Origin of the sequence: Vibrio sp. 2-2(8), assembly GCF_963888495.1 — a bacterium.
In the GTDB taxonomy this organism is placed as follows: Bacteria; Pseudomonadota; Gammaproteobacteria; order Enterobacterales; family Vibrionaceae; genus Vibrio; species Vibrio anguillarum.
Genome location: NZ_CAWPJM010000033.1, coordinates 145970 through 170456 on the forward strand (window position 1 = coordinate 145970; position 24487 = coordinate 170456).

At 43.9% G+C, this 24487-nt stretch carries 25 protein-coding genes; 13 read left to right on the forward strand and 12 right to left on the reverse strand.

Annotated features, from left to right (window positions below; all coding sequences use genetic code 11):
- Window positions 1-64 precede the first annotated feature (64 nt).
- The 5 genes from AACV12_RS09875 (at window position 65) to AACV12_RS09895 (ending at window position 4530) form a co-directional block, all read left to right on the forward strand.
- A complete protein-coding gene (locus AACV12_RS09875) occupies window positions 65-289 on the forward strand; it encodes a hypothetical protein (protein ID WP_013867905.1) in 225 nt (74 codons plus the stop codon).
- 67 nt (window positions 290-356) lie between these two features.
- Entirely contained in the window at window positions 357-656 is a 300-nt protein-coding gene (locus tag AACV12_RS09880) for a hypothetical protein (RefSeq protein WP_013867906.1), read from the forward strand.
- 75 nt (window positions 657-731) lie between these two features.
- Window positions 732-1991 (forward strand): hydroxymethylglutaryl-CoA reductase, encoded by a 1260-nt coding sequence (locus AACV12_RS09885; RefSeq protein ID WP_170899231.1) that lies wholly within the window; start codon window positions 732-734, stop codon window positions 1989-1991.
- A 185-nt stretch (window positions 1992-2176) separates the two neighbouring features.
- Window positions 2177-3721, forward strand: a complete 1545-nt coding sequence (gene glpD / locus AACV12_RS09890) for a glycerol-3-phosphate dehydrogenase (RefSeq protein WP_170900266.1) — start codon at window positions 2177-2179, stop codon at window positions 3719-3721.
- A 143-nt stretch (window positions 3722-3864) separates the two neighbouring features.
- Window positions 3865-4530, forward strand: a complete 666-nt coding sequence (locus AACV12_RS09895; RefSeq protein WP_019282225.1) for a PilZ domain-containing protein — start codon at window positions 3865-3867, stop codon at window positions 4528-4530.
- A gap of 17 nt (window positions 4531-4547) precedes the next feature.
- On the opposite strand, the gene luxQ is transcribed toward AACV12_RS09895, so the two are convergent.
- The 6 genes from luxQ to AACV12_RS09925 all read right to left on the reverse strand — a co-directional run bounded on the left by luxQ (window position 4548) and on the right by AACV12_RS09925 (window position 10920).
- The gene (gene luxQ / locus AACV12_RS09900; protein WP_170900267.1) at window positions 4548-7094 is read right to left on the reverse strand and encodes a quorum-sensing autoinducer 2 sensor kinase/phosphatase LuxQ; all 2547 of its coding nucleotides are present in this window, start codon (window positions 7092-7094) and stop codon (window positions 4548-4550) included.
- Between the two features lie 15 nt (window positions 7095-7109).
- Complete coding sequence (locus tag AACV12_RS09905; protein ID WP_013867911.1) at window positions 7110-8210, reverse strand: autoinducer 2-binding periplasmic protein LuxP; 1101 nt, start codon at window positions 8208-8210, stop codon at window positions 7110-7112.
- A 224-nt stretch (window positions 8211-8434) separates the two neighbouring features.
- Window positions 8435-9586, reverse strand: coding sequence for a conjugal transfer protein TraF (locus AACV12_RS09910; protein ID WP_170900268.1), 1152 nt, complete (start codon window positions 9584-9586; stop codon window positions 8435-8437).
- 95 nt (window positions 9587-9681) lie between these two features.
- A complete protein-coding gene (locus AACV12_RS09915) occupies window positions 9682-10005 on the reverse strand; it encodes a GIY-YIG nuclease family protein (protein ID WP_170900269.1) in 324 nt (107 codons plus the stop codon).
- Window positions 10006-10659, reverse strand: coding sequence for a YceH family protein (locus AACV12_RS09920; protein ID WP_013867914.1), 654 nt, complete (start codon window positions 10657-10659; stop codon window positions 10006-10008).
- Between the two features lie 57 nt (window positions 10660-10716).
- On the reverse strand, window positions 10717-10920 hold the full coding sequence (locus tag AACV12_RS09925; protein WP_026028336.1) for a hypothetical protein: 204 nt from the start codon (window positions 10918-10920) through the stop codon (window positions 10717-10719).
- A gap of 190 nt (window positions 10921-11110) precedes the next feature.
- Here AACV12_RS09925 and AACV12_RS09930 point away from each other — a divergent pair, with 190 nt between their 5' ends.
- Together AACV12_RS09930 and AACV12_RS09935 are read left to right on the forward strand one after the other, a co-directional pair.
- Window positions 11111-11428: a DUF496 family protein gene (locus AACV12_RS09930; RefSeq protein ID WP_010319897.1), complete on the forward strand. Its 318-nt coding sequence runs from the start codon at window positions 11111-11113 to the stop codon at window positions 11426-11428.
- A gap of 307 nt (window positions 11429-11735) precedes the next feature.
- Entirely contained in the window at window positions 11736-11987 is a 252-nt protein-coding gene (locus AACV12_RS09935; RefSeq protein ID WP_013867916.1) for a YgjV family protein, read from the forward strand.
- 149 nt (window positions 11988-12136) lie between these two features.
- On the opposite strand, the gene glpK is transcribed toward AACV12_RS09935, so the two are convergent.
- The gene (gene glpK, locus AACV12_RS09940) at window positions 12137-13657 is read right to left on the reverse strand and encodes a glycerol kinase GlpK (protein ID WP_026029114.1); all 1521 of its coding nucleotides are present in this window, start codon (window positions 13655-13657) and stop codon (window positions 12137-12139) included.
- Between the two features lie 52 nt (window positions 13658-13709).
- Complete coding sequence (locus AACV12_RS09945) at window positions 13710-14564, reverse strand: MIP/aquaporin family protein (protein WP_010319894.1); 855 nt, start codon at window positions 14562-14564, stop codon at window positions 13710-13712.
- 529 nt (window positions 14565-15093) lie between these two features.
- Here AACV12_RS09945 and glpA point away from each other — a divergent pair.
- The 3 genes from glpA to glpC are packed head-to-tail and all read left to right on the forward strand — an operon-like array spanning window position 15094 to window position 19276.
- Entirely contained in the window at window positions 15094-16743 is a 1650-nt protein-coding gene (gene glpA / locus AACV12_RS09950; RefSeq protein WP_170900270.1) for an anaerobic glycerol-3-phosphate dehydrogenase subunit A, read from the forward strand.
- Window positions 16740-18053: a glycerol-3-phosphate dehydrogenase subunit GlpB gene (glpB, locus tag AACV12_RS09955; RefSeq protein WP_170900271.1), complete on the forward strand. Its 1314-nt coding sequence runs from the start codon at window positions 16740-16742 to the stop codon at window positions 18051-18053. Before glpA ends, glpB begins: the two co-directional genes overlap by 4 nt.
- Complete coding sequence (gene glpC / locus AACV12_RS09960) at window positions 18050-19276, forward strand: anaerobic glycerol-3-phosphate dehydrogenase subunit GlpC (protein WP_170900272.1); 1227 nt, start codon at window positions 18050-18052, stop codon at window positions 19274-19276. Before glpB ends, glpC begins: the two co-directional genes overlap by 4 nt.
- Window positions 19277-19365: 89 nt before the next feature.
- Here glpC and AACV12_RS09965 read toward each other — a convergent pair whose 3' ends face one another.
- Window positions 19366-20457 (reverse strand): ketoacyl-ACP synthase III, encoded by a 1092-nt coding sequence (locus AACV12_RS09965; RefSeq protein ID WP_026027878.1) that lies wholly within the window; start codon window positions 20455-20457, stop codon window positions 19366-19368.
- Window positions 20458-20646: 189 nt separating this feature from the next.
- Between AACV12_RS09965 and trxC the strand changes: the two genes are divergently transcribed.
- Complete coding sequence (gene trxC, locus AACV12_RS09970; RefSeq protein ID WP_017043322.1) at window positions 20647-21081, forward strand: thioredoxin TrxC; 435 nt, start codon at window positions 20647-20649, stop codon at window positions 21079-21081.
- Between the two features lie 193 nt (window positions 21082-21274).
- Window positions 21275-22435, forward strand: coding sequence for an MFS transporter (locus tag AACV12_RS09975; RefSeq protein ID WP_017047243.1), 1161 nt, complete (start codon window positions 21275-21277; stop codon window positions 22433-22435).
- 16 nt (window positions 22436-22451) lie between these two features.
- Here AACV12_RS09975 and AACV12_RS09980 read toward each other — a convergent pair whose 3' ends face one another.
- A complete protein-coding gene (locus tag AACV12_RS09980; protein WP_212754885.1) occupies window positions 22452-22856 on the reverse strand; it encodes a nitrous oxide-stimulated promoter family protein in 405 nt (134 codons plus the stop codon).
- 97 nt (window positions 22857-22953) lie between these two features.
- Here AACV12_RS09980 and AACV12_RS09985 point away from each other — a divergent pair, with 97 nt between their 5' ends.
- Window positions 22954-23154: a DUF2986 domain-containing protein gene (locus tag AACV12_RS09985; protein ID WP_010319684.1), complete on the forward strand. Its 201-nt coding sequence runs from the start codon at window positions 22954-22956 to the stop codon at window positions 23152-23154.
- Here the strand turns inward: AACV12_RS09985 and AACV12_RS09990 are convergent.
- Window positions 23143-23616, reverse strand: coding sequence for a LabA-like NYN domain-containing protein (locus AACV12_RS09990; protein ID WP_170900274.1), 474 nt, complete (start codon window positions 23614-23616; stop codon window positions 23143-23145). The genes AACV12_RS09985 and AACV12_RS09990 overlap by 12 nt on opposite strands.
- Before the next feature lie 63 nt (window positions 23617-23679).
- Window positions 23680-24435, reverse strand: a complete 756-nt coding sequence (gene cobA / locus AACV12_RS09995; protein WP_017047244.1) for a uroporphyrinogen-III C-methyltransferase — start codon at window positions 24433-24435, stop codon at window positions 23680-23682.
- Between the last annotated feature and the right edge of the window lie 52 nt (window positions 24436-24487).

The following is a 24487-nucleotide window of genomic DNA, read 5'->3' on the forward strand; positions in this document are numbered from 1 at the left end:
CGGACAAAAAATCGCCACGTCGAGAATAATCTCAGATTAAGTATTTTCTTACAGGTGTAAGGCCATGAAAGGACATCAAACTTACCGCGGTGAGAAGGCAGCGCATTTTTTACTGAGGCATGAGTCGATGACGCATAATCAATTTGAGTCTTTAAAATCACAATTACAGCATTTAACACCTCAACAACTGCGTTTATTACAAGGCGAGATAAAGCACTCTTTGGAAAATGAATCGAATAATTTACTCACTGATGATGAGCTGAATGTGCTTTCGAGCCTCTTTTCCTAGTCACGAATTTCTTCTTGTGCAAAAAGTAAACGGAGCCTAAACTTTAGACATCGACGAGGGTAAGCTTATGTCTATATCTGGTGTTCATTCTGGCTATCAACTGATCAATCAGTCAAATAAAATGGCTGAGGATGCGGCTCGTGAGCTCAATATGGAAAAAGACATCTCTCCTGTTGATAAAGCGGACAAAGCGCTTGCTTTTAATAAAGTTGAGTTTGATAAAGTTGTTGCTAAAGCTGAAGAAAAACCTGAAGAAATTGATAGCCTACTAAAATTGAACCAAGCTACACAATACAACCGCATTGGCACCAATATTATCCAACGAGATCAAGACATGCTGGGTTCAATATTGGATATCCAAGCCTAACTCTTCACACAACTTGCAACACAAGCAAATATTGTGTTTATGTGCATGGTTAGTACAATGCCCGCATGATTCGCTATGCCTAAGCTAAACCTGCATCGAAGAGATTATGTTTCTATTTTGGGTGGTGATATATCAGCCCAGCAGCTAGAGCAAATACTCCAACCCAAACTCACTTCTCCAACGCTCAAATTAACACCAAGTCCGTATTTAACCGCAAAAAATGTAGAACGCCGTTGGCAAGTACTTAACACGCGAACGAACAAAAGTGCGCTTTTAGATGACTCAACAGAGCAAGATATGCTCAGCTACCACAAAAATATTGAGCATTTTATTGGCACAGTCAAAGTTCCAGTTGGGATCGCAGGGCCATTACGAGTCAACGGACTGTTTGCCAAAGGTGATTATCTCGTCCCGCTAGCTACAACCGAAGCCGCTTTGGTTGCCTCTTATCATCGTGGTGCAAAACTGCTTACTGCGGCAGGAGGTGCAAGCGCCATGTTGTTAAATGAAGGCGTTACTCGCACGCCAGGCTTTGCATTTTATAACTTAATCGAAGCTGGGCAGTTTGTGGCGTGGATAGTGACTCAATATGACCACTTTAAACAAGTTGCAGAAAACACGACAGCACACGGAAAACTGTCAGACATTAATGTCAATATTGAAGGGAACCATGTCTACCTCGTGTTTGAGTTTTTAACCGGCGATGCATCAGGGCAAAACATGGTCACTATTGCCACCAATGCCGTGTTCCAAACCATTCTGGCGAATACTCCTGTGCAGCCTGAATACGCATTCCTTGATGGCAACCTATCGGGTGATAAAAAAGCCACTAGCCAAACACTGCGTAGTGTGAGAGGAAAAAAAGTGACTGCCGAGGTGCATTTATCTGCCGAACTCATCCATAAACATCTGCATACGACGCCACAGTCTATGATGCAATTTGGCCAAATGACGACTGTTGGTGGGGCATTAAGCGGCTCGATAGGCATTAACGCGCATTACGCTAATGCACTCGCTGCTTTGTATATTGCCTGTGGGCAAGACGCCGCTTGCGTTGCTGAATCGGCAATTGGTATGACACGCATGGAAGTGGACAAAAATGGTGGTTTGTACGCCAGTGTAACCTTACCCAATTTAATGTTAGGGACCGTTGGTGGCGGTACAGGGTTACCGAGTCAAAAAGCATGTTTGGATATTCTCGGTCTGCACGGTACTGGTCATTCGCAAGCGTTAGCCGAAGTGGCAGCATCACTCTGTCTGGCTGGTGAACTTTCTATTGTCGGTGCGTTCTGCGCTGGCCATTTTTCACGCGCCCATCGCAAACTCGCTCGTTAAGGTATTGCCTCTCACAATAAAAAAGGCGCTACGTATTCACGTAACGCCTTTTTTATTGGTTAAGTGAGCATATGCATTAGAAAATAATGATCGAGATCAAAATAAAAAAACAAAAAACTAACTATTTCGACTAAAAAATGGTTTCATACGAACATTACAGAACAAAAACGAAATAGGTACGCTCAATGAACAACCATTCTGTTTGCAACTCGATTGAAGCCGAAAACAATGTGCTCGACATTATTGTTGTCGGTGGCGGTATCAATGGGGCAGGCATCGCCGTAGATGCTGCTGGCCGAGGGCTGAAAGTTGGCCTGTATGAAGCAAAAGACTTTGCTAGCGCTACCTCTTCTGCGAGCTCAAAATTAATTCATGGTGGGTTGAGATACCTAGAACATTATGAATTTCGTTTAGTCGGTGAGTCATTGGCTGAACGCGAAGTACTGTTGCGCAAAGCGCCTCACATTGCAAAACCAATGCGATTTCGTCTACCACACCGCCCTTTTCTAAGACCTGCTTGGATGATTCGTGCCGGACTTTTTCTTTATGACCATTTAGGCAAACGCACCTCACTACCTGCCAGCAAAAAAATAGCCCTTAACGCGGGTGTGGTGACTAAAAATGAGATGAAAATGGGTTTCGAATACTCAGACTGCTGGGTCGATGATGCTCGTTTAGTGATACTGAATGCGATGCAAGCACGTGAACTCGGTTCCGAAGTAAAAAACTATTGCCGCGTTGAATCAGCTCGTCGTGTTGACGAGTTATGGCATGTGACTTTGTTTGATGAAAAAACACAAACTCGTTTTACTCGCCGCAGTCACGCGCTTGTCAACGCAACAGGTCCTTGGGTTAAACAGTTCATTGATGAGCAGATTGAAATTACTTCTCCCTACGGTATCCGGCTTATCAAAGGATCACATATTATCGTGCCGAAAATTCACGATGAAGAGCAGGCGTATATTTTACAAAACGAAGATAAACGGATCGTCTTTGTGATCCCCTATCTTGATCACTATTCAATGATAGGCACCACCGATGTCGAATACCGAGGTGATCCTCGTCAAGTGAAAATTAGCGTCGACGAAAAACAGTACTTATTGGATGTTGTGAATAAGCACTTTATCCATCAGGTCACATTAGATGATATTGTTGCTGACTTCAGCGGTGTACGCCCGCTTTGTGATGACGAGTCTGACTCACCACAAGCCATTACTCGGGACTATACACTCTCATTGGATCAACAAGCTGATAATGCGCCACTACTTTCTATTTTTGGTGGAAAGTTAACCACTTATCGCAAGTTATCTGAATCTGCTATGGGTCAATTAAAACCATTTTTTAATCAAATGTCTGACAGTTGGACCGCAAACAAACCACTGCCTGGTGGAGAAGCCTTTTATCCAGCACAGCTCAAACAGCAGCTTGAGCAGCGCTTCCCAGATCTTGATAAAGCGACCATTAACCGCTGGATCACTAATTATGGTAGCCGAGCTTCGGTGATACTCGATAATGTGCAAAGTAGTGCTGATCTAGGTAAACATTTTGCGTTTGGGCTCTATCAATGCGAAGTCGATTATCTCTTACATTATGAATTTGCTTCTTCATGTGAAGATATCCTATGGCGCAGAAGTAAACTCGGCTTAACATTTAACACTGAACAAATTCATCAGTTAAATGATTATATCGACCAATCATCAACTTGTGAATGTCAACGCATCAGTGCTTAACACAAGATGTAGCCACTAGAATTAAACTTGAGAAAAGCTCTTAGAAACATGATCTTCTGAGAGTTTTTTACTTTTTCTTAGTAGGTGACGTAAAAATCACGGGGTATAGTAAAGCTATATTTCCGTAACGACGATGCCACTCAATGCCAATTCCGAATACTAACAGCGACGATCTCATCAAACTCCTTAAGCCATGCATGAAAATCCTCGTCACTATTGAATTCGGACCTGAGGATTCTTACAGCTTTTCAACGACAATTGTCGGATGTAAACGTGAAAGATATGTACTGATCGATATGCCCGTAAAAGCTCGTGAAGACTTGGTGATGCGAAAAATAGTTAATATCCAAATCATTTTGCGTGGGATTTGTGACACTGAATTAGGTCATATACTCGCGTTCAAAACCTCGATTATTCGTAGTATTTCTAAACCGTTCGGATTACTGTTTATCAAGTTTCCTAAGCACTTTGTGACCAAACCAATCCGTGAGCACGAGCGTTATAAACTCTCTTTGCCAGCCGTTATGCATGAAGGAGAGCATCAATTTAAAGGGAAATTGATCGACTTTTCTATTTCTGGCTGCGCGCTATTTATTCCTGGCTTGCACCATTTAGAAAAAGATATGTTTATTGAGATAAAGTCCACACTCTCCCCACTTCTACCACAAGATCTCGCTTGCCAAATCGTCAGTGTGCGTCAACAAGGTAAAGGAATGTTAGTAGGCGTTAAATTTCTTGAATCAATTGCAATGACAGCTGCATTGAAAAAAGAAATATTAGAACGCGCTTTTATGGCTGGTAGCGTATAATAATGTTGCGCGGTGCTTTATTTCTGCCGTTTTTGGAAGTGACAAAAAGCCTCATGCAATGCTTTCTCTTTGATAGGTTTAACTATCACATACTCTGCACCTGCGGCCATAAATGCTTCGTTAGTCGATTGCATACCATCAGCTGTACACGCATAAATAGGTACATCCATCATCAACTCATGTTTGATCAAATGGGTTGTTTCAACCCCACCTAAGTAAGGCAGTTGGTTATCCATTAAGATAAGATCCACTGGATGATCTTTCACATAATCAATCGCCTGTAGACCATCCTCTACTCTTGTCACTTCCATACCGTATTTTTTGCAAAATGCTTGAGCAATAAAAGCGTTGGTATGATTATCTTCGACTAGCAACACTTTGATTGGTTTTTCAAACATTTCATGTGGCGGCGCGCGCTCATAAGATGGTATATCCTTCCCGCAGTCACTCACGACAACCAGCGGGAGTTCAACAGAAAATGTAGTACCTACTCCAAATTGGCTTTTCACGTTTACGGCACCACCAAGCATCTCAATTAAGCTTTTGACAATCGCAAGCCCCAAACCACTACCGCCGTATTCTCGTGTGGTGTTTGATTCTACTTGAGTAAAAGGCTCAAAAATAAGCGCGAGATCTTGCTCTCTGATGCCGATACCTGTATCACTAATCGAAATAAACAATTGGTGGTTATTCTTTTGCTGGAACTCAATGCTAATCAACCCATTATGAGTAAACTTAGTCGCATTATTTAATAAATTAAACAGAATTTGGTTCAGGCGGACTTGATCGCTATGGATCATCATATCAGGCGGAATATTGCTCTTTAGGCTGAACTCAATCTCTTTTTCGGCACATAATGGCCGATAGATACTTTCCACGGCAGAGATGACCTCAACCAGCTTAAAGTCAGACTCTTGAATTCTAAACTGTCCCTGCTCTATCTTTGAAAAATCAAGGATATCATTCAGTACCGCCAATAAATGTTCACCACTACTGCATAACACATTCACTTGTTCAAGTTGCTCATGGTCACTGATTTCACGCTTAAGTAATTGAGAAACCCCTAAAATTCCATTCAATGGTGTTCTCAGCTCATGGCTCATTTTTGCAAGAAATTCAGCACGAATACGCGCCGACTCTTCCGCTTCTTGCCTTGCGAGTCGGCTCTGTTTGGCCGCCTCAGCGATTGTCGTAATATCTTGTCCTTGAGTGATGATTGACTCAATTCTCTGCTCAAAAATAATGGGGGATAAATTCCAGCGAAAAACCTTATTGCCAACTTCAACGTTTATCTCTCGGAACGTTTCTTGTTCAACCGCAAGGCGTATCTTTGGCTGCAGTTCTTGCTTTAATGCATCAAGAATGCATTGCTGTTGATCATTGCGACGCATGAAATATTTCTTTGCTGATGGGTTCATTTTGATGATATCACCGTCGATACTCCATACTATGATGGGCGAAAGTGAAAAATTGAACAGATCTTCAAATTGTTTTTCTTGCTCAGATAAACGTTGAAATGTGTGTTCTAGCGTTCTGCCGAAGTGATCAAATTCATAGATTTTAGAACCAGAAAAAAGCTCATAACTCCCAGCTTCTGCAGCTTTGTGGGTGTAATTCATCAAGCTACTGATTTTATTTTTGACACGCTGCTGTAACCACCAACGAGTCAAAATAGAGACTATCACCATCGCAAAAAGGGCAAAAATCATCCAAAAAAAATAATTTTCACGTAATTGCAATACGTTCTCATTGCTCTGCACACTGAGGACGTTAATATAAATTGGTACGCCTTCTATGGTTAACGCGGTACGGCTTACCATGTAATCGGCAAAACTATAGGCGTCAAAATTATCTTCTAAAACATCACGTTCCGTGTAGGTCTCATCACCATTAATTGTTGAGGCTAAGACCTTTTCACCCGTCGTCATCACGAGATTTTCTGAGTTACTCCCTTCACGTAATGTTTCTGCCAGCACGTAATTGTTGTTAAGTACGGTAGCAAGATGCAAAAAACCAATCACCTCTCCGGACTGCGAGTCAATAACGGGAGTACGTCTGACCATTAGGTAGGCATAGCCCAATTGAGAGGGCGATTTGATCATATGCCAGTTATTACTTAACGCGACTTTACGAGACATGTTTACCAGCTCGTTTTGTTCAATACCATAAAACTGAGCATTGCCATCTTCCCACATCAGGCTGTCAGAATCAGAAATGAAACGAATGTCAGGCGTGTTGGCTACTTCTAGCTGGTCAACTCCAAAAAAGAACTGATCAATGCTGTCATTATCGCCCTTACGAATTGCTTTAACTAAACCTGCATTTTTTGCGCTGCTATCTTGGTTTATCTGCAGTAATGAAAGACGGAAGTTAAAGAGGTTCTGGATGAGACTAGAGGTTTGAGAAGCCGTACGTTGTACTTCTTGAGCAATGATTTTGCTACTGATCTGATAACTTTGAAATAAAACGCTGAGCGTCAATGCGCCAATCACCGCAATCATTGATTTGGTGATCACGGTAGCTATCTTTTGTTTTTTCTTGACGGTGCTTGACCTTAAACTCATTAATGACTCGATATATCAATGGTCAGAGTAACGAAATGCTCGTTTTTTGAGCTTTTCAATATACGCTGAAGAGACCTCTTTGGTTACCAACTCAAAATCACCTGAGTAAACCGTAGGTACCGGCTTTCCTTCAAGATCCCACTTAATGGCTTCCGCCATAGCAACACCGGCATCATCATTGACACGCATGATAGTCACATCAAGTGTGCTATTTTGCAGCGCGTCCAATTCAGCCTCACCACCGCCCCAGCCGTTTAACGTAATATCTTCTCTATTTTGCTGCTGCAACGCATCCATGGCACCGAGTGCAACATCAGTAGAGCATGCGTAAATAAAATTAATATCTGGTGTTTGTTTAAGAATACGCAAAGTTGCATCAAATGCACTATCTCGTGTCGCTTTTGTATAAAACGAAGAGGCCAAGTGATATTTGCTGTCTCGACTCATTTCTTGGATAAAACTATCACCGCGTGCATCGCTAACATAGCCTTCAGAATAATAGAGGACGGAATAAGCACTATTCTTTGGCGCCGACTTTTTGTAGTAATCCACCAGTTTCATTGTGCCAATTTCATGATCAAACCCCACGTACATAAAAGGCTGACGATCTCCCCAACTTTTTACTGGCGTAGTGATATTTTGCAGAATAATTTTGGTTTGATTTGAACTTAACAACTGCTCGATAAATTTACGGTGGCGGATGGTATCAAGCGTAAACACCAAGTAATCGGATTTGTTTCTGATCGCTTCCATCAACGATAAACTTTGTTGGCGAATATCGACATTCGGACGAGTGAAGACTTGGTTAATTTGGTATCTAATCCCAAGTTCATCTAAACGCATCTCAAAGGCTTTGATATTGCGCGCCCAATAATCGGAAACTTGTTGACCTGGATAAACAACAGAAATATGAATAGGTTTATCTTGCTCTATTGAGAGTACAGCGGGAGGTTGACGCACTGCCTGTATCATCTGGTCGGTAAGAGCCTGTTGCGCAGGATTAAGATCTAAAAACTCTTGATATCGCCAATAGCCATTTAAAACTTGCGCTGCAGCCTGAGTGGAGGCTGCCAAACTGACACTGAACACAAATGAAAGGAGCAGGATTTTTCTCATGGCATTCTCATTACACTAACTTCTGGATTTAATGACACACAATGGCTGATTTCGCACTCATCATATTCTCGGACTACCCAATGAAGGATCAAACAAGTAGCCCGTATATCATCTTGATTATTAAGTATGTTCCTCATAAATGATAGTGCAAACCACTAAAAAAGCTGACTTGCACTCATAACCGCTCATTTACTAAACAAAAGTATCAGAATGCTTTCCTATACTTAAAAGGTGAAAGCTAAATTTCCAGAAATGCCAAATTGATTATCTCCAGCATAGTTTCCTGCAAGATCGAAACTGACAAGATCTCCGGGGCTGATGCCAATGCCAAACGTCACGGCGTTGTCCAAAGTGTCTTCTAAATCGATTTCATAACCCGCACGAAGCTGTGCCCATCCCCAAGCATTACCTTCTAAGCCAAAGCGTAGGTATTGTGTATCATCTTTTTGGTCTTGGAAACGACTCTGCTTTGTTGCATCTAAATCGATTGCAGCAGTGAAAAACTCAGTGACATATCCACCCGAGATTGTGACTTGCGTATCCAAATCATATGAGCTTAAACCATCAATGGTTTTTAATTCTTGAGCAAAAAGATCCTTTACCGCAACACCCACTCGAAAATCGTTAATTAACCATACAGCCCCTAAATCAAGATTGAAGGCATTATCGTTCGTTTCGCTTTTGTCATAATCAGCAAGATCGAATTCTTTTACCGAAACATTTTGCTTATAGGTTCTTAATTGTTGAACTTTAGGCGTAATGCCAAATGAAAATTGTTGGCCACGAATGTTGTATATTTTGGCCAGTGCTAGGCCAAATTCTGAGTAACCAAATGCAATCAGATCAACGGTTGAATTTTTATAACGATTCTCAACGTCGGTGCCGCTACTGCCTGTATTTGCCGCAATATCAGAACGCGCAATCACCTCCGCGTGCCCACGCGCAAAAATATTAAGTGAAACTAGATCGAGAGGAATTGCTATCGCCATACCAATGCCCGCCGATGCAGCAAGAGGTTTGTCATCGGCAAGCTGGTCTAAATACTGATTAAGTTTATCAATATCACTTTGATTGGGTGTACCGGAATTTTCAAACGCTTTGATGCTATCTTGCAGGTCATCAATGGATTTTAGGCTTTTGTCTGGGTCTCTAGCCGCACCACCTACCGCAGGGAAAAGCACGCCAAACGTGTCATTATTCCGATACACGGCCACCAAAGCAGGATTATAGAATGGGGCTAGCAGATAATCGGCCGTTGTTACGCCAGTATTCCCCATTCCATTACCACGTGCGTCAGCTATCGTGTTCGCCGCTTGCGCAGAAGCACAAGCCAACAAGAGCAACGAGACCACTGACCATTTGTTGTAACTGTTCATATTGCAACCAACCTTGTTGTTATTATTCCCTAAACAAGGTTAATACAATTTTTTACATTGCACATGAAATTGGCGAATAATGCCGCTGACCAAACCTAATCGTCACCAAAATCATCCATGCCACTAACAGAGAAATGAACATTCTCTTGCCCTGCCACCAACTGTTCTTTTTGCAATTTGGTCAGTTTTTTAATCGCTAGCTCAGTTTTTAAAGCGAGGCTTTTACCGCCTTCTACACGTTGAGACCAAACCAATAATAACGGCCCTTTACCTCGTAACGCTTTTGCACCCTTCCCTGTTTGGTGTTGTACAAAGCGTCGTTCAACATCCGTTGTAATACCGCAATACAGTGCTTGATGGCGGGTTCGAACCAAATAAACCCACCAGCCCGGGCTATCTTTGTGGGAAACCTTATTCACTTACAGTAAGCTTTCCACCAAAGCGCGTAACTCGGCGACTTCATTTTTTAATGCGTGAACCTCCTGTTCAAGCTGATCAATACGAGCAGTCGCCCCACCTTCCGGAGCATGAGCAAAGGTTTGCTCTAAACTTTCAACGTCAACCTCTCCAGAAAAGAGATGTTGATAACGCGACTCTCGCTTACCCGGTTCACGCGGCAGCTTCACCACCAGCGGGCCTGATTCACGGTTGGCTAAACCGTCTAGAATAGTTTCGACTTCTTTTACATCGGTAAAACTGCATAATCGGTTAGTGCGAGTACGCAACTCTCCCGGCGTTTGTGGCCCACGCAGCAGCATGCAGCACACCAAACCAAGCTCTTGATTTGACAGCTTTAAATCGCCAAATTCGGTGTTGCAGAAACGGTGCTGATATTTGCTCACTCGGCTATTAAAACCACTTTCATCACTCATCAGGTGACGAGCGATCAAGCCCTCAGCGGCATCTTGAACCTCAGCTTCGGTTAATGACAGCACTGGCTCACGGTTACTTTTTTGGTTACATGCGGTGGTCAAGCTGTTGAGCGTTAATGGGTAGTAATCAGGCGTGGTCACTTCTTTTTCAATTAAGCAGCCAATAATTCGTGCTTCTAGGGGAGAGAGCTCAATGTTCATTATAATTTCCTTTTTTCTAAGCGGAGTTTCCTAATCGAGGCCACAATCGATGTTGCATTAGTGTTCTAACAACAGTGAAATTCGGATGATTTTCCCATTGCTATCAATCATCACAATCTTTGCACGGTTTAACTCTAACTCGGTCATCTCCAGCTTCTCACGTTCGCTAATATAAGCTTCACGCAATTTAACACTGTGATGCAGTTCAGCGTTTGCAGGTACATCCTTTCTTTTAGGTACTAAAATTTCTGAAAGTTGCATCTCTAAATACCATAAGATAGCGATTTGAAAGGTACATGATATAGCGCCTATCCGTACCAATACAATCACTCATGACTAGAGTGATTATTTCTTAATCAAGAGTGAGTCAGGATTGATCTAAAGGCTGTTATGAATCAGCTCGATATGATTTAATCAATGGCATTGACATTCAAGTTGGGAAAAGGAACCTATGAGTATCGTATTTGAAATTGTTAACCAAGCTCGCCGTAAAAATAAACTGAAACGTGAACTGCTAGATAACGAGAAAAAAGTTCGTGATAACCGTAAAAGAGTTGAATTGCTTGAAAACTTACTCGATTACATGAAACCGGATATGACCCACGAAGAAGTCATGGCGATCATCAATAACATGAAAGCCGATTACGAAGATCGCGTCGATGATCACATCATCAAAAGCGCAGAAATTTCAAAAGAGCGCCGTGATATTAGCCGTCGTATTCGCGAGCTGACCGATAAAGATAAACAAATGACTCAAGGCAAAAAGTAAAATTGATGCCGACCATCTTCGAAACCCGTCTTAAGACGGGTTTTTTTATAGCCAAAACATTCACAAAACAAATCAATATTTCTATCAACAAAAAGTGCGATAAATTTTATGTGATAGACATTAAACGTTTGCGTAATCGCTAACCTTCACCGAACCTAGTTTTGAGTCTTTTATCACATATTAGCTATTGTTATATTTATACACAGTAAATCAATTATGACCATTCGAGGCACGGAGCTTCCTCACTTATCTCACGGCGAGAAGATTGGTACCGACATCGTTCGGCATATATTAAGAGGGTCAAATTATGGAAATGAATGTGGTTGAAATTTTGGGCTATGCAGCTTCGATCATGGTGGCAATCTCGCTGACAATGAAAGATATCGTTAAACTGCGTATTCTTAATTTTGTTGGTTGTGCACTGTTTACCGCTTACGGACTAATGATTGATTCATGGCCTGTAGTGCTCACCAACGGTTTTATCGCCTGCGTAAACATCTACTTTTTAGCAAAGATGCAACGAGAAAAAAAAACGGCTGACGCCAAAAGCGCTGCATGATAAACCCAAAATAATAAAAATTGACGTGTAAAAAAATGCTCTGCCACGATGACAGAGCATTTTTTATCGATAAATCAGAGAGCAAAAGCATAAATAGCCAAGCAAAAAGCCTCTAGCAGGGGGATACATAGAGGCCATAAGGCTAAGTATTACTCTTCGTCATCGTGCATAGTTGCCCAAGCTTGAGCACATTTCACCGCACGTTTCCAACCTTTATAGCGACGATCGCGCTTCTCTTCATCTTGATGAGGAACGAATGTTTTATCGATCACGGCTTTATCAGCAAGCTCATCCAAGCTTCCCCAAAAGCCAACCGCAAGACCAGCTAAATAGGCTGCTCCTAGCGCGGTCACTTCCGTCACTTTAGGACGGTGTACTTCGGTATCAAGCACATCTGATTGGAATTGCATTAAGAAATTATTGGCTACCGCGCCACCGTCTACGCGTAATGCTGACAGTTTGATGCCAGAATCAGCTTGCATTGCATCAAGTACATCACGTGTTTGGTAAGCGACACTTTCCAAGGTCGCACGAATAATATGGTTCGAATTCACGCCACGCGTTAAACCAACAATCGTACCACGGGCATAAGCATCCCAATACGGCGCGCCTAAACCAGTAAACGCTGGCACAACATAAACGCCGTTGGCCGTATCAACTTTCGTAGCGAAATATTCTGAGTCATGCGCATCTGAAATCAGTTTCAATTCATCACGCAACCATTGAATCGATGCACCGCCCATAAAGACTGCACCTTCAAGCGCGTAGTGAGGTTCACCAGCTGGGCCACAAGCTAGAGTGGTTAGCAAGCCATTATGTGAGGTGACTTTCTCTTTACCTGTGTTCATCAATAAGAAACAGCCAGTGCCGTAAGTATTTTTTGCTTGGCCCGCCTCAACACACATCTGCCCATAAAGCGCAGCTTGCTGGTCACCCGCAATTCCAGCAATAGGAATACGTGTCCCGCCTTTACCACCAATGTTGGTTTGGCCGTAAACTTCGGAAGATTTCTTCACTTCAGGCATCATAGACAAAGGAATATCAAACTCTTTTAGGATTTTCTCATCCCAATGCAAGTTGTTGATATTGAAAAGCATAGTGCGAGATGCATTGGTATAATCCGTAACGTGAACACGGCCTTGTGTCATGTTCCAAACGAGCCACGAGTCAATTGTACCAAACAGCAGTTTTCCAGCCTCGGCGTCTTCACGAGCCCCTTCGACATTATCCAAAATCCATTTGATTTTGGTGCCAGAGAAGTAAGGGTCAAGCACTAGGCCTGTATTCTCGCGAATGTACTCTTCTAGCCCTGGGCGTGCTTTCAATTCTTCACAAATGGATGCGGTACGTCGACATTGCCATACAATCGCATTGTAGACTGGTTTACCCGTTTCTTTGTTCCACACCACCGTAGTTTCACGTTGGTTGGTAATACCAATCGCCGCAATTTCATCACTGCGAATACCAGCTTTGCCAAGTGCTTCTACTAGCGTCGAACTTTGCGTCGCATAAATTTCCAGTGGATCATGTTCAACCCAGCCAGCTTGAGGGTAGATCTGGGTAAATTCACGCTGAGAAACACTGACAATGTTAGCATCATGATCTAACACTACAGCACGTGAGCTTGTTGTTCCTTGGTCAAGGGCAACAATATATTTCTGCTCAGTCATGGTCTTTTCCTTATCTTTCACGTTAATCGTTTTATGAAGTGTTATCGTTATTTTAGACGTGAGCTTGCTCACTTTCTTCTACGTCATCACACTGGTTTGGAATGGTGCAGCCTACGCCGACAGTGGGTAAGTACGCGCCAATAAATTTAGGGTAAGCCCATGCCCCAAAACAGGCACCAGCAATAGGAGCAATGATAGGTACGATGAAGTATGGGATATCTTTTGCACCTGTTAGTGCGTAGTCCCAGCCAGCCAAGTAGGCAAACAATTTAGGGCCAAAATCACGCGCAGGGTTCATTGCAAAACCAGTCAATGGGCCAAGTGAACCACCGATAACCGCAATCAGAATACCAATCAGCAATGGGTTCATTGCATTGCGATGTGCGCCGTTATTTTCATCACCTAGTGCCAAAATAGCGAACATTAATACTGCTGTGATGACAAATTCGACCGCCAATGCACCAACAAATGATAATGAAGCATTAGGGTAGGTAGAAAAAATACCCGCTGTGGCTAACGCTTCTTGACTGCTACGTACAAAATTGTGTGCGATTTCATAATCAGTAAAAAGGTTGCTGTACAAGCCGTAAACCAGAGCAGCAGAGCAGAATGCACCGAGCATTTGCGCCGCAATATAGGGAAGTACTTTTGCTTTGTTGAAGCCGTGGAAGGCGGCCAGTGCAATGGTCACCGCCGGATTAATGTGAGCTCCAGAAACACCCGCAGTGCAATAGATGGCAATTGCCACACCTAAGCCCCACATGATGCTGATTTCCCACTGACCAAATTGTGCGCCAGTAAGAACTAAGGCAGCAACACAGCCTACACCGAAAAAAATCAGCAATCCGGTGCCGATAAACTCCGCGATACACTCTCCGAGAAGAGTATGTTGTTTTGTTCGAGTCATAGTAAGTGTCCTTGTTTATTTTTTGTGTACACAATGTTTGTGTGTGGCAAATTTTGCACATTTTTCTTCCCACGAAAATTAAAAAACAGCATTTATGAGCGTTCGAACACAATTTTGTTACTTGCAATATCGTTTTTTGTTAATTAACTCATTATTTTGATCTTCTGCTCATTAACGCAGAGCTTAACAAATGATAGGAAACTAAGGGTGTCTCTATAAACAACGACATAATCAAGTGCAATAACGGATAGAGATATGATTTCATACTGCTAAGAGAGGCATGATGATGAAGTCATCGGATCAGCTCGTAAGCGCATTTGTTCTCTAAAATCCACTCCAGTTGTTAAATTAACACAACCTAAATTGTTAAACCGTTCATCATTTTGATATGAAATAACATACAAAGATAAAATCACCGCCAAAATGAAACACAATTTCGCTCATTCGCGCTTTTGTGAGCAACATATCGAACATTTTCTATTGAAAATGCCACACTAAATATAAGTTTTTCATCGAATAAGGTTTCACCATGACCACAACCACACGATTTGAAACCGATGTTGTTATCATTGGTGGCGGAGCAACCGGTACTGGGATCATGCGCGACTGCGCACTGCGCGGCATTGCGTGTATTTTGCTAGAAAAGGATGATATTGCTTCTGGTACCACCGGGCGAAATCACGGTTTATTACACTCAGGGGCACGTTACGCAGTTACCGATCCTGAATCGGCCAAAGAGTGCATCCAAGAGAATCAAATTTTAAAAAATATCGCCAGACATTGTGTAGAGAAAACCGACGGCCTGTTCATTACTCTGCCTGAAGACGATCTTGCTTTTCAGAGCACGTTTATCGACGCGTGCGCTCAAGCTGGGATTACAACCGAGCCGCTTTCTGCCAAAGAAGCACTGCGTTTAGAACCTCACGTTAATCCAAACCTTGTTGGCGCGATCAAAGTACCCGATGGCACACTCGATCCTTTTCGTTTATGCGCTTCCAATGTGCTAGACGCCAAAGAGCATGGTGCGCGGATCATGAACAAAACCATTGTGACGTCGCTGATCCGCCAAGGTGACACAGTATTAGGCGTGCGCTGTTTACAGCTCAACACTCATCAACAATATGAGATTTTCGCCAAAGAAGTGATTAACGCAGCTGGAATATGGGGACAAAACATCTGTGAATACGCCGATCTCAACATCAAAATGTTCCCCGCGAAAGGCTCATTGTTGATCCTTGATTATCGTATCAACAACCTTGTGATCAACCGCTGTCGCAAGCCTTCTGATGCCGATATTCTTGTCCCTGGTGATACCATTTCACTGATCGGTACTACCTCTGAACACATTGACTACGACCAAATTGACAACCTGCACGTGACTGAAAAAGAGGTTGATATACTACTGGCCGAAGGCGCGAAACTGGCCCCCATCATGGCGAATACTCGTGTATTACGCGCTTATGCGGGTGTGCGTCCATTGGTCTCTATTAATGATGATGGCAGCGGCCGAAACATCAGTCGCGGCATCGTATTACTTGACCACGAACAACGCGATGGATTGAAAGGCCTCACCACGATTACAGGCGGTAAATTAATGACTTACCGCCTAATGGCAGAATGGGCGACCGATTTAGTCGCTAAAAAACTGGGCAATAATACTCCTTGCGAAACTCATACTCGCGCCCTACCCGGCTCCAACGAAACCCCAAAACAGGTCAAAAAAACCGCCAGCATTGCCAAACCCGTCTATGAATCGGCTATTTATCGCCATGGTGAGCGCGCACAAAATTTCTTATCTGATAATGCAAAGAGCCAAGCGGTTATTTGTGAATGTGAAATGGTGACCGCGGGCGAAATTGAATACGCAATTAAACAACTCGATGTAAATAACTTGGTCGATTTACGTCGCCGCACTCGTTTAGGTATGGGGCCGTGCCAAGGAGAGCTTTGCAGCTATCGCGCCGCCAGCTTATTTCAAGAATATGGTCACGTTTCGGGAAACCAATCGAGCCAACTGTTGGTTGAGTTTTTAGAAGAGCGCTGGAAAGGCATTAAACCGATTTTCTGGGGAGATGCACTGCGCGAGGCTGAATTCAGTTACTGGATTTATGAAGGCTTGTTCGGAGCCAATGACATTCCAACGCAACACAAGCAAAATGAAAGTGAGGAGACGTTATGATGAAATACGACGTCACAATTATCGGTGGTGGAATTGCAGGTTACAGTGCAGGTCTTCGCTGCTTACAAGCGGGCCTAAAAACAGCACTGATCAGTCAAGGCCAAAGTGCTCTGCATTTTTCATCCGGTTCCATCGATGTTCTGGGTAAACTGCCTAGCGGCGAAGCGGTTGAATCCCCTTTGCTCGCCATGGAAGCATTACGTCAACAAGCCCCGAATCACCCTTACAGTAAAATTGGCGCTGACACTATTTCGCAAGGGTTAATGTGGTTTCAAAAAACGCTGCAGCAGCGCGGCATGCCGCTGACACACCAAGCGGATAATAGTAACCACTATCGCATTACTCCGATGGGGACACTGAAAGCCACTTGGTTATCACAACCTTATGTTTATCAACATAAAACGAATGCTGATTTCAAGCGTATTGTGCTGCTCGCCATCGATGGTTATCGAGATTTTCAACCACATATGCTGCAAGATAACTTACGTGCTCTACCTGCATTTTCGGCTATCCCAAGTGAGATCATCAATATCACGATTCCGGGTTTCGAAGCACTTCGCCATAATCCCAACGAACTGCGATCCATCGATATTGCTCGTTTGCTCAAACAACCACATGCATGGCGCAGTTTTTGTGATCAACTGATCCGTCATGCCACTGTGCAAGATCTAGTGATCCTACCTGCCATCATGGGCAATGGTGATGGGTTAACCTTACTGAACAAACTCAAATTGGAAACCAACTTGCAGTTGCATGAAGTCCCGACCATGCCGCCATCATTAATGGGCATCCGCATTGAAGAGACACTCAGCCGAGCTTTTTTAACCATGGGTGGTACCCATTTAAAAGGCGATAAAGTCATCAGTGGTGAATTTGATGGCAACCGTTTAACCGCCATTTATACTCAAAATCTCAATGATATGCCGATTCAAGCTGACCATTTCGTGATGGCTACAGGGAGCTATTTCAGCCAAGGTTTACAGGCTTCTCATCACGGTATTAGCGAACCCGTGTTCCAATTAGAGACGGAAAGCTGTCATGATCGCGCTCTATGGCGAAACCATGCCTTTTTCTCGGCAAACTCTCACCCTTTCATGACCTTTGGTGTGCTGACCAACACGTCACTGAACCCAACTCATCAAGGTAATATCATTACCAATTTATACTGCTGTGGTTCGATGCTCGCGGGTTATGATCCTGTCTTTGAAGGCAGCGGTGGAGGCGTTGCTATTGCCAGCGCTTACCACGCTACCTCTCAAATCATGGCTCAAACTCAATCTCGACCCGTCATTCAGGAGGTATTAGCATGAGCACCTCTTTTGTTGAAGCCGCACCCAAAAATACCTCTTTTGATCAATGCATCAAATGCACTGTTTGTACCGTTTATTGCCCGGTTGCTAAAGCAAACCCACTCTATCCGGGGCCAAAACAGTGCGGGCCGGATGGCGAACGCTTGAGGATTAAAAGCGCAGAGTATTATGACGACCTACTCAAGCTCTGCACCAACTGCAAACGTTGTGAAACCGCCTGTCCTTCTGGAGTAAAAATTGGCGATATCATTGCTGTGGCGCGTGGCAAACATGGCAAAAAAACGCTGAGTCCAAAGCTGGTGCGTGATTACGTGCTGAGCCATACCGATCTTTTTGGCACGATCGCCACACCATTTGCACCGATTGTGAACGCTGCTACGGCTATGCCGATGGTAAAAAAACTGATGCACAAGACCATTGGTGTGCACGATCATAAATCACTTCCCAAATATTCACACGGCACGTTTCGTCGTTGGTTTAAGCAGAACTGCACACGCCAACCCCTGTATAACCGGCAAGTGACCTATTTCCACGGCTGCTACGTTAACTATAACCACCCGCAGTTAGGTAAAGATTTTGTCTCTGTGATGAATGCGATGAATATCGGCGTACGGTTACTGGATAACGAGAAATGCTGTGGTGTACCGCTGATTGCCAATGGTTTTCACGATAAAGCACGTAAAAATGCGCTATTGAATGTGAAAAATATCGAAGCCGCGGTAGTTGATCGTCAAACGACGCTCCTCTCCACCTCATCAACGTGTTCGTTTACCTTACAACAAGAATACCCTCATGTTTTAGGGGTTGATAATAGTAAGGTGGTCAAACAAATCGAGTACCTCACGCGCTTTCTACTCAAAGAGTTCATGAGCGGTAATGCGCCTAAAATGAAACCCGTTAACTTGAAAGTGGTTTACCACACCCCTTGCCACCTTGAACGCAGCGGTAATGTCATTTTTACCATTGAATTATTAAAAATGATCCCAGGATTGGAGTTAGTGGTCTTAGACAGCGAATGCTGCGGCTTAGCGGGAACCTACGGTTTTAAAGAAGAGAACTATGACGTTTCAATGAAAATTGGCGCGCACCTGTTTGATGCAATCAAAACATCGCAAGCTGACTATGCGATTACCGATTGTGAAACCTGTAAATGGCAAATTGAAGAAAATACCGCGTTAGAAACCATTCATCCAATTAGCCTGCTCGCCATGGCGATTGCCTAGTTTATACACCTAGCATTGAGAGTAAAACAGGCCACATAGTGGCCTGTTCTCATACTGCTTGTACTGTGTGAACATTCGTTTTCTAAGCGTTATTTAGATAGCGGGCGCTGCTGGCAGTGCTCAATTGCATTGGCCAATAATTCTAACGCACTGGACTGAGACTCTGGTAACTGCGCTTGGCTACGGCTAATCGCGGTAACACGCTCGCCCCATTTGATGTGCCCAGCCCCCCAAGTTAAGCCCGCCCCGAAAGCAGCCACCAGCAGGTTATCATTCGGTTTGATTTTCCCTTGTTCTACCGCTTCACACAATGCAATAGGTACGGTCGCGGCAGACGTATTACCATAGTGTTGAATGTTAACGAATGCTTTATCTTGGCTAATACCTGATAAGTCACACAAGGTTTGAATGATGCGAATATTCGCTTGATGCGGGATCACCACATCGACTTGTTCGGTTGAAAGACCGGAACGCGCCAACACAGTTTGCGCCGCTGCGCCCATGCCTCGAACCGCGCGTTTAAAAATCTCTTTCCCAACAAAATCAAAATCCCAATACCCATTGTCAGCGGCAAAACGATCCATCGATGAGCCAAATTTAGGCACCGCCAAAATATCACGCCCTTCTGCATCACAACCGATTTGTGCATCTTGCAAACCCACTACTTTATCGGTTTTACTCAAGACAACAGCACCAGCACCGTCACCAAACAACACGGCGGTATCACGTTTGGTCCAATCAATGTAAAAAGAGAGACGCTCAGCACCCACCACTAACGCATGGCGGTAATGGCTTGCTTGCATTAAACGCGTCGCAGTTTCTAATCCATAAACAAAACCGGTACAGGCTGCATTTAAGTCAAAAGCGGCTGCATTTTTAATCCCAAGGTTCTGCTGCACTTTCGAGGCAATATTTGGGATAAGAGAATCTGGCGAACAGGTTGCGATAATGATGAGATCAATCTCAGTTGCATCAATCCCAGCACAAGCGATGGCGTGTTGGGCGGCCACCGTAGCTAAATCCGAGGTATTCACATGGCTAATGCGGCGCTGTTCAATCCCGGTGCGAGTTTTAATCCACTCATCGGAAGTTTCAATAAAGGTGCTAAGATCATGGTTTGAGAGCGTTGCAGGTGGTAGGCATTTACCCCAACCTGTAATTTCGGCATAGAATTTTGTCATTGTTAACCTGTTTTTGTTGTATTTTCTAATGCAATCCAAAGACCTAAAATTAAAAACTCATTGTATGAAAGAGAAATGAGACTCAAAAGGTCCTTTTGATGTCAGTCAGTATACGCGCTTTTGCTCTGACGTTAAGTCTAGTGCGTTAAATGCGACTGGAGCAAAACACAAAAATAAAGAGAGGAAACCATGTCAACATTTAATACTCGTTGTCCTTCGTGTCACGCAATGAACCGAGTTCCGATAGAACGAGTGACAGAAAGCCCAAACTGCGGTAAATGCCAAGCTCCCCTATTTGATGGAGCACCCATTGAAGGAACGGAAGCCAATTTCGAAGCACTGCTTAATAGTCGCCAACCCGTTGTCGTCGATTTCTGGGCACCTTGGTGTAATCCGTGTGTGGGTTTTGCTCCGGTATTCAGTGATGCTGCGACGGAACGAAAAGGAAACATTCGCTTTATAAAAATTGATACTGAAAGTGAACAAAGCCTCGCCACAAAATTTCAAATTCGCAGCATTCCAACCATTATGGTGTTTAAAAATGGTCAACGAGTCGATATGATCAATGGCGCTTTACCAAAAAGTCAATTTGATCAATGGTTAAACCAAGCCATATTGAAATAATCCATCATTATAACCAATAATAAAGTTGGCATTTTTTATCGATTTATGCCAACTTTACTGCTCATTTCTCTTGCTTTATTTTCGATTAATAAAATTAATCGTTAAGAACATAATTTTTCGTTTTACCTTTCTCAATATCAGCTCCATATTCGCCGCAAAATATCCCATCAATTCTGGTTTTGAGGCAAAGTCAATGGACAACATTACTGTGAACGCGTCTTCACCTCGCATTTCCGTTCCGGTCATTGCGCTATCGCTTTATGCGATTGCCTCAGGCTATTTAATGAGCCTGATCCCATTGATGTTGCCGCACTACGGGCTTGAGAGCTCATTGGCAAGCTGGCTTGCCAGTGCCTTTTACGCTGGCTTATTGATCGGCGCATTAGTCGTTGAACCTGTTGTCAACCGCGTTGGCCACCGAAACGCTTTTGTATGGTGCTTAGCGCTACTCATGTTAACCATTTTTGCCTTACCTGCTCTGCACTATGCCAGTGCTTGGTTAGTGGCACGTTTTGTTGCTGGTATTGCGGTGGCTGGTGTCTTTGTCGTTGTCGAGTCTTGGCTATTGCATGGTGATGAAAAAGGCCGAGCAAAACGCCTTGGTATTTATATGGCGGCGCTTTACGGCGGCACGGCATTGGGCCAATTAGGGATTGGTTATTTAGGCGTATCAGGCGGCGTGCCTTTCATTGCCATCATTACCTTGCTATTAATCGCCAGTGTGGTGCTGATTTATGGCGAATCCGACCAACCGTCAACGCAGCATGCCGTCAGCCTATCACTGAAACAGGTACTCAAACTAAACCATGCGGCCTTGCTCGGTTGCGGAGTTTCAGGGCTCACCTTGGGGGCTATCTACGGTCTAATGCCTGTTGAATTGGAACAACGCGGTATCAGCCATACCGATATTGGTAGCTTAATGGCGCTTGTAGTTTTGGGTGGCATGGCGGTGCAACCTATGGTGCCTTGGCTATCAAAGTTTTTGGGCCGAACACTATTAATGGCACTGTTTTGCTTGATTGGCTCTGCGGCGATTACCATAACCTTGTTCGATTCAACGATGATGATATTAGCTGCCAGCTTGTTTTTCTTAGGCATGGCGACGTTTGCCCTGTACCCAATCGCCATCAACTTAGGTTGTGATAAGCTCGATGCCAATTACATTGTCTCAGCGACACAAGTTATGCTGTTTAGCTACAGTATCGGCTCTGTGGTTGGCCCCGTGATCGCTGATTGGTTTATGCAAAGATCGCAAGGCTTAATGGGTTATCTCTTTATTGCTTTACTGGCGACTTGTATTTATATGTTGGCTTCAAGCCTCAAAACCAAACGCCAATGGGTGGCGGGGAAATAAGTCGCAGCAAAGCGGATCATATTTTATCGCAAGGCGCACGGTTCAATCGTTGATGGCGATTTGATGCATGCGCCTTTGGTTTTTCTGGTAGTGCACGTTTTTCATGCCGTAGATGGCGGATCGCCAATATAGGGTGAGAGAGCAACATTCTTGGCCCTGCGTAACGCATCACCAATCTCATTTGTTCTTTCGGCTCAGGCTTATAGCAATGAATTGGGCAACGGTTACAGGTGGGTTTATGTTGGCCATAAGGACAGCGATCTAAACGTACTTGCGCATATTCCAACAAGGTTTTGCAACACGTACAGAGTCCAGATTGACAGCGATGATGGCGCTGACAATAAATATTCACCATCGCCTCTACGGTGCGAAACTCACTGAGCAGCTCTCCCGTTAAAAGATCGCTATGCATTTTTTCCATTGCCAATAACTCCCATTGAGATCGCAGATAAAAACAAGTATCCTGCGCCACCTTGTTCCTCATGTACCCAAGACTTTGTGTCAAAGAGCAGACGACTATGAACCGCAAAAAGAAAATTAACCAAACACTGCAAAAGCATCTTAAAAAGAAGCATGCCAAGCTGCACGGCAGCAATAAGCCTCGTTATATTTCCAAAGCTGAACGTGAAAAATTAGACGCAGAGCAAGCCGCTTCAACCAGCACGGTAGATACCCAACATAGTGAGATTGTGCCTGCTGAAGGTGAGCTACAACAGTAAGTCTTGCTCGATTGGAACAAACTGGCTGGCGACATCAATAAGGCTTTGAGCCGTCAGCCTTGGTACTCCGTACACTTCTACTTTTTTGTTAAAACGCTGTTTAATCCGTTCGACCAATAGCTCGAAATCACCATCTCCTGATACCAGAACAATCACATCCGCTTGCTCTGCCAGCTCAATCGCATCGAGAGTAATACCGACATCCCAATCCCCTTTTGCACTGCCATCATGACGCTGAATGAAGGGCTTAAGCTGAACCTCAAAACCAATACCGCGCAAAATATGGTGGAACTGGCGCTGCTTAGGATCTTGGCTAGCAATCGCATAGGCATTGGCTTTAATCACCTCTCGCCCTTGAGTGGCTACATACCAAAATTGGTTGTAATCAAAATGCTGGCGGTACTTCTCTTTACAGGTGTAATAGACGTTTTGAACGTCGACAAGAATGGCAACTTTTTCCATGAGCTCTCTTCTCAAATAGAAACAAAAACAGCGGCCTGTTCGCCGCTGCTTTGCAAATTGCGCCTAGTATACGCCAAACCACTTCAATTTGTCGTGCAAGCGAGTCACACTGCCGACCACAATCAAGGCTGGGCTTTGTGCTTGTTGCGCTAAAAGGGGTAAATCGTCAAGCGAGCCGGTCAATACTCTCTGTTTATCTGTAGTGCCGCGTTCGATAATCGCGCAAGGCGTTTCTGCGCTCAGGCCAGCATCCAACAAGTTTCGTGTGATATTCGGGCACTGCTTTAACCCCATATAAAAAACCAAGGTTTGATTATCTTGCGCTAAACATCGCCAATTGATCGCTTTACCTTCTTTTTGTAAGTGACCCGTAATGAACTGCACACTTTGCGCGTGATCACGGTGCGTCAGCGGAATCCCCGCGTAAGCCGTGCAGCCTGCCGCCGCCGTGATCCCCGGAACCACTTCATAAGCGATATGATGTTCAGCCAGCGTTTCGAGCTCTTCACCACCTCGGCCAAAAATAAAGGAATCGCCGCCTTTCAAACGGACAACTTTTTTACCTTCTTTGGCTTTATCGACCAGAATTTGGTTGATCTGATCTTGCGGCACACAATGAAAATCCAACTGTTTGCCAACATAGATCATCTCCGCACTGCTTGGCGCCAGATCTAAAATCGCTTGCGAAACTAAACGATCATACACCACCACTTGCGCTTGGCTGATCACGCGTAGCCCCTTAACCGTCAGTAGATCGGGATCGCCTGGCCCTGCGCCTACTAAAGAGACAAAACCGCGACTCGTTACACTGCTTACCATGATTACTCTCTACCTTATCGACAAAAGGATATCGTCATTAAGCGAGGTTAAA